At 72.8% G+C, this 4240-nt stretch carries 4 protein-coding genes and 1 pseudogene; 3 read left to right on the top strand and 2 right to left on the bottom strand.

Going from position 1 to position 4240, the window contains the following annotated elements; translation table 11 throughout:
* A partial coding sequence (locus A5673_RS21170; RefSeq protein ID WP_068236962.1) for a DNA polymerase IV occupies nucleotides 1-1317 on the top strand: 1317 nt, incomplete at its 5' end.
* Here A5673_RS21170 and A5673_RS21175 read toward each other — a convergent pair.
* The gene (locus tag A5673_RS21175) at nucleotides 1282-2208 is read right to left on the bottom strand and encodes an asparaginase (RefSeq protein WP_068236972.1); all 927 of its coding nucleotides are present in this window, start codon (nucleotides 2206-2208) and stop codon (nucleotides 1282-1284) included. The genes A5673_RS21170 and A5673_RS21175 overlap by 36 nt on opposite strands.
* Before the next feature lie 44 nt (nucleotides 2209-2252).
* On the opposite strand from A5673_RS21175, the gene lspA reads away from it, so the two are divergent.
* Both lspA and A5673_RS21185 read left to right on the top strand, forming a co-directional pair.
* Nucleotides 2253-2813 (top strand): signal peptidase II, encoded by a 561-nt coding sequence (lspA, locus tag A5673_RS21180; protein ID WP_068236965.1) that lies wholly within the window; start codon nucleotides 2253-2255, stop codon nucleotides 2811-2813.
* On the top strand, nucleotides 2810-3736 hold the full coding sequence (locus tag A5673_RS21185; RefSeq protein ID WP_068236969.1) for an RluA family pseudouridine synthase: 927 nt from the start codon (nucleotides 2810-2812) through the stop codon (nucleotides 3734-3736). The genes lspA and A5673_RS21185 overlap by 4 nt, the downstream gene beginning before the upstream one ends.
* Nucleotides 3737-3830: 94 nt before the next feature.
* Here A5673_RS21185 and A5673_RS21190 read toward each other — a convergent pair.
* A pseudogene (locus tag A5673_RS21190) lies at nucleotides 3831-4240 on the bottom strand (SAM-dependent methyltransferase); the annotation flags it as partial.

Genomic DNA, 4240 nt, shown 5'->3' on the forward strand with positions numbered 1-4240 from the left:
GGCGGCCGGGGCGTGGTGGCCGGCGTCAGCTACGAGGCGCGGGTGTTCGGCGCCCGGTCGGCCATGCCGATGCATCAGGCGCGCCGGCTGATCGGCGTGACCGCGGTGGTGCTGCCGCCGCGCGGGGTGGTCTACGGCGTGGCCAGCCGCCGGGTCTTCGACACGGTGCGCGGCCTGGTGCCCGTCGTCGAGCAGCTGTCGGTCGACGAGGGCTTCGGCGAGCCGCCGCGGCTCGCCGGGGCGTCGGCCGAGGACGTCGAGGCGTTCTGCGAGGGATTGCGGCGCCGCATTCGCGACGAGACCGGCCTGGTCGCCTCCGTCGGCGCGGGCTCGGGCAAGCAGATCGCCAAGATCGCGTCCGGCCTGGCCAAACCCGATGGCGTGCGGGTGGTCCCGCGCGCCGAGGAGCGGTCGCTGCTCGGCGGGTTGCCGGTGCGGCGGCTGTGGGGCATCGGGCCGGTCGCCGAGGAGAAGCTGAATCGGCTGGGCATCGAGACGATCGGGCAGCTGGCCGCGCTGACCGACGCCGAGGTGGCCAACCTGCTCGGCGCGACGGTCGGCCCGGCGCTGCACCGCCTGGCCCGCGGCATCGACGACCGGCCCGTCGCCGAGCGCGCCGAGGCCAAACAGATCAGCTCGGAGTCGACCTTCGCCGTCGACCTGACCAGCCTCGAGCAGCTGCGCGACGCAATCGACCCGATCGCCGAGCACGCACACCGACGCCTGCTGCGCGACGGCCGCGGCGCGCGCACCGTCACGGTCAAGCTGAAGAAGTCCGACATGAGCACGCTGACCCGCTCGGCGACGCTGCCCTACGCGACGACCGAATCGGGCGCGTTGATCGCCCTGGCCCGCCGGCTGCTGCTCGACCCGCGCGAGATCGGGCCGATTCGCCTTCTGGGCGTGGGGTTTTCGGGCCTCAGCGATGTGCGCCAGGAGTCGTTGTTCCCGGACTTGGAGCTGGCGGGGGAGATGTCGGAGGAACACCCCGTGGCGACGGCGACCGAGGCGATGTTCGCGCCGGTCCCGGAAGCGTCGGCCTGGCGGGTCGGCGACGCCGCGGGGTGGCGGGTGGGAGACGACATAGCCCACCGCGACTACGGACACGGCTGGGTGCAGGGCTCCGGCCACGGGGTGGTCACCGTGCGGTTCGAAACCCGGGGCTCGGGGCCGGGCACCGCGCGCACGTTTCCCGCCGACACGAGCGACCTCACCGGCGCCAACCCCGTGGACTCCCTGGACTGGCCCGACTACATCGGCGCGCTGCAAGCCGACGCGGTCCTATCCCCAGCGGTCGACGACGTCGGCGACGGGTAGCCCCGCGGCCAGCGCCGCCATCGCGAGCACCCGCGCCTGCGGCGGCCGCAGCCTCGGCACCAGCACCGCGCCGGCGGCCGCCATCTCGTGGCCGGGGCCGTAACTCGCGCCGACCCGCCCGCCGGGGACGCGGGTGGACACCGCGATGATGACCCCGGCGCCGCAGTGCCGGCGCACGCCCTCGACGACCGCGGCTCCGGCGTTGCCCGACCCCAGCGCCTCCAGCACGACGGCCCGCGCGCCCGCGGTCACGCAGGCGTCCAGCGCCACCGAGTCACTGCCCAGGTACGCCGCGACGATGTCGACCCGCGGCGCCGCGGCGGCGCTGAGGTCGCCGACGTACGGCCGCGTCTTGGCGCCCGCCAGCGCCACGCCGCCGCCCACCGCGCCGACCAGCTCGCCGGCGAAGCCGCTCAGGTCGTCGGTGGCCACCTTGTGCATGCCCAGCGGCTGCAGCACCCGGCCGGCGAAGCACACCACGACCCCCAGGCCGCGGGCGGCGGGGCTGGCCGCGACCGCCAACGCGTCGCGCAGGTTCCCCGGGCCGTCGGCGTCCGGGGCGTCGGCGCCGCGCATGGCGCCGGTGAGGACGACCGGGACGTCGCCCGCGTGGGTGAGGTCGAGCCACAGGGCCGTCTCTTCCATGGTGTCGGTGCCGTGGGTGATGACCACACCGTCGGCGCCGCCGTCGATCGCGGCCCGCACCGCGCCGCGCATCCGGTCCCAGTCCGCCGGCGTCAGCTCCGAGCTGTCAAGGGACAGCAGGTCGACGACGTCGACGTCCAGCCCGGCGGTGAGGTCCGCGCCGCTGTATGCCGGGCGCCGCACCCCGTCGGCGCCTTCCCCGGTGGATATCGTGCCTCCGGTGGCGATGACGGTGAGCCGGGCCATGGTGTGCATCATCGCGCACGTTCGGGTTAGGGGATGATGGTGACGTGTCCAACGAACCATCAGGGCCGGCCCGGGAGGTAGCCGAACCCGAACCCGCACCCACCAGGCCGCCGAGGCGATTGCGCCTGCTGCTGTCCGTTGCGGCGGTGGTGCTGGCGTTGGACATCGTGACGAAGGTGCTCGCCGTCAGACTGCTGCCCCCGGGCCAGCCGGTGTCGATCATCGGCGACACGGTGACCTGGACCCTGGTGCGCAACTCGGGCGCCGCGTTCTCCATGGCCACCGGATACACCTGGGTGCTGACTCTGATCGCGACGGGCGTGGTGGTCGGCATCTTCTGGATGGGGCGACGGCTGGTGTCGCCGTGGTGGGCGGTCGGGCTCGGGATGATCCTCGGCGGCGCCATGGGCAACCTCGTCGATCGCTTCTTCCGGTCGCCCGGGCCGCTGCGCGGGCACGTGGTGGACTTCTTGTCGGTCGGCTGGTGGCCGGTGTTCAACGTCGCCGACCCGTCGGTGGTCGGCGGGGCCATCCTCCTGGTGGCACTGTCGATCTTCGGCTATGACTTCGACACCGTGGGCCGCCGCAAGCCCGTCGACCGTTGACCGAGCGTTCGATGCCCGTCCCCGAGGGACTGGCGGGCATGCGCGTCGACGCCGGGTTGGCGCGCCTGCTGGGGCTGTCGCGCAGCGCCGCGGCGGCGTTGGCCGAAGGCGGCGGCGTCGAACTGGACGGGGTGCGCGCGGGCAAGTCCGACCGCCTGACGGGCGGCGCCTTCCTGCACGTGCGGCTGCCCGAGGCGCCGGCCCCGCCGCAAAACACGCCCGTCGACATCGAGGGCATGACGATCCTCTATTCCGACGACGACATCGTCGCCGTCGACAAGCCCGCCGCGGTGGCCGCCCACGCATCGGTGGGCTGGACCGGTCCCACGGTGCTCGGCGGGTTGGCCGCCGCCGGTTACCGGATCACCACCTCCGGCGTGCCCGAGCGGCAGGGCATCGTCCATCGCCTCGACGTCGGCACCTCCGGGGTGATGGTGGTGGCGCTGTCCGAGCGCGCCTACACGGTGCTCAAGCGGGCGTTCAAGCAGCGCACCGTCGACAAGCGTTACCACGCGCTGGTGCAGGGACATCCGGACCCGTCCAGCGGGACGATCGACGCGCCGATCGGGCGGCACCGCGGCGGCGAGTGGAAGTTCGCCGTCACCAGGGATGGCCGGCACAGCCTCACCCACTACGACACCATCGAAGCGTTCCATGCCGCCAGCCTGCTCGACGTGCACCTGGAAACCGGTCGCACCCACCAGATCCGGGTGCACTTCTCCGCGCTGCACCACCCGTGCTGCGGTGACCTCGTCTACGGCGCCGACCCGGTGCTGGCGAAAAGGCTTGGGCTGGAACGGCAATGGCTGCACGCGCGTGCGCTGTCCTTCGCCCACCCGGCCGACGGCAGGCGGATGGAGATCGTCAGCCCCTACCCGCCCGACCTGCAACACGCGCTGGACGTGTTGCGCGCCGAGGGCTGACGCCTGCTCGCACGTTCGTCGAACCTGTAATTTTGCAGGTCTTCTCTCGCACTTCCTCTGCAGATTTACAGGCTCGGGGATGATTGGGGGCTGATCACCGCGCCTTGCGGGCCTCGACCAGCACCCGCGTCGGGTGCGCGACGAACGACCCGTCGGCCTCGATCCGTTGGTGCAGTTGCCGCAGCCGGTCCCGGTAGCGCGCCACGGTGAAGTCCGGCACCGTCCACACCACCTTGCGCAGGAAGTAGACGACGGCCCCGATGTCGAAGAACTCGGCCCGCAGCCGCTCCGCGCGCAGATCCACCACCTGCAGGCCCGCGGCGTCCACCTGCGCGCGCACGGCGTCCGGGTGAAATTCGGCCCATTTCTCGGGCTGCGGTCCGATGAAGTACTCGACCAGCTCGCCCATCGTGGCCGGCCCGATGTGCTGCGCAAAGTAGGTGCCGCCCGGCCGCAGCACCCGACGGATCTCGGTCCACCACACGGAGATCGGATGGCGGGTGG

Origin of the sequence: Mycobacterium sp. E3198 (assembly GCF_001667015.1) — a bacterium.
Classification (GTDB): Bacteria; Actinomycetota; Actinomycetes; order Mycobacteriales; family Mycobacteriaceae; genus Mycobacterium.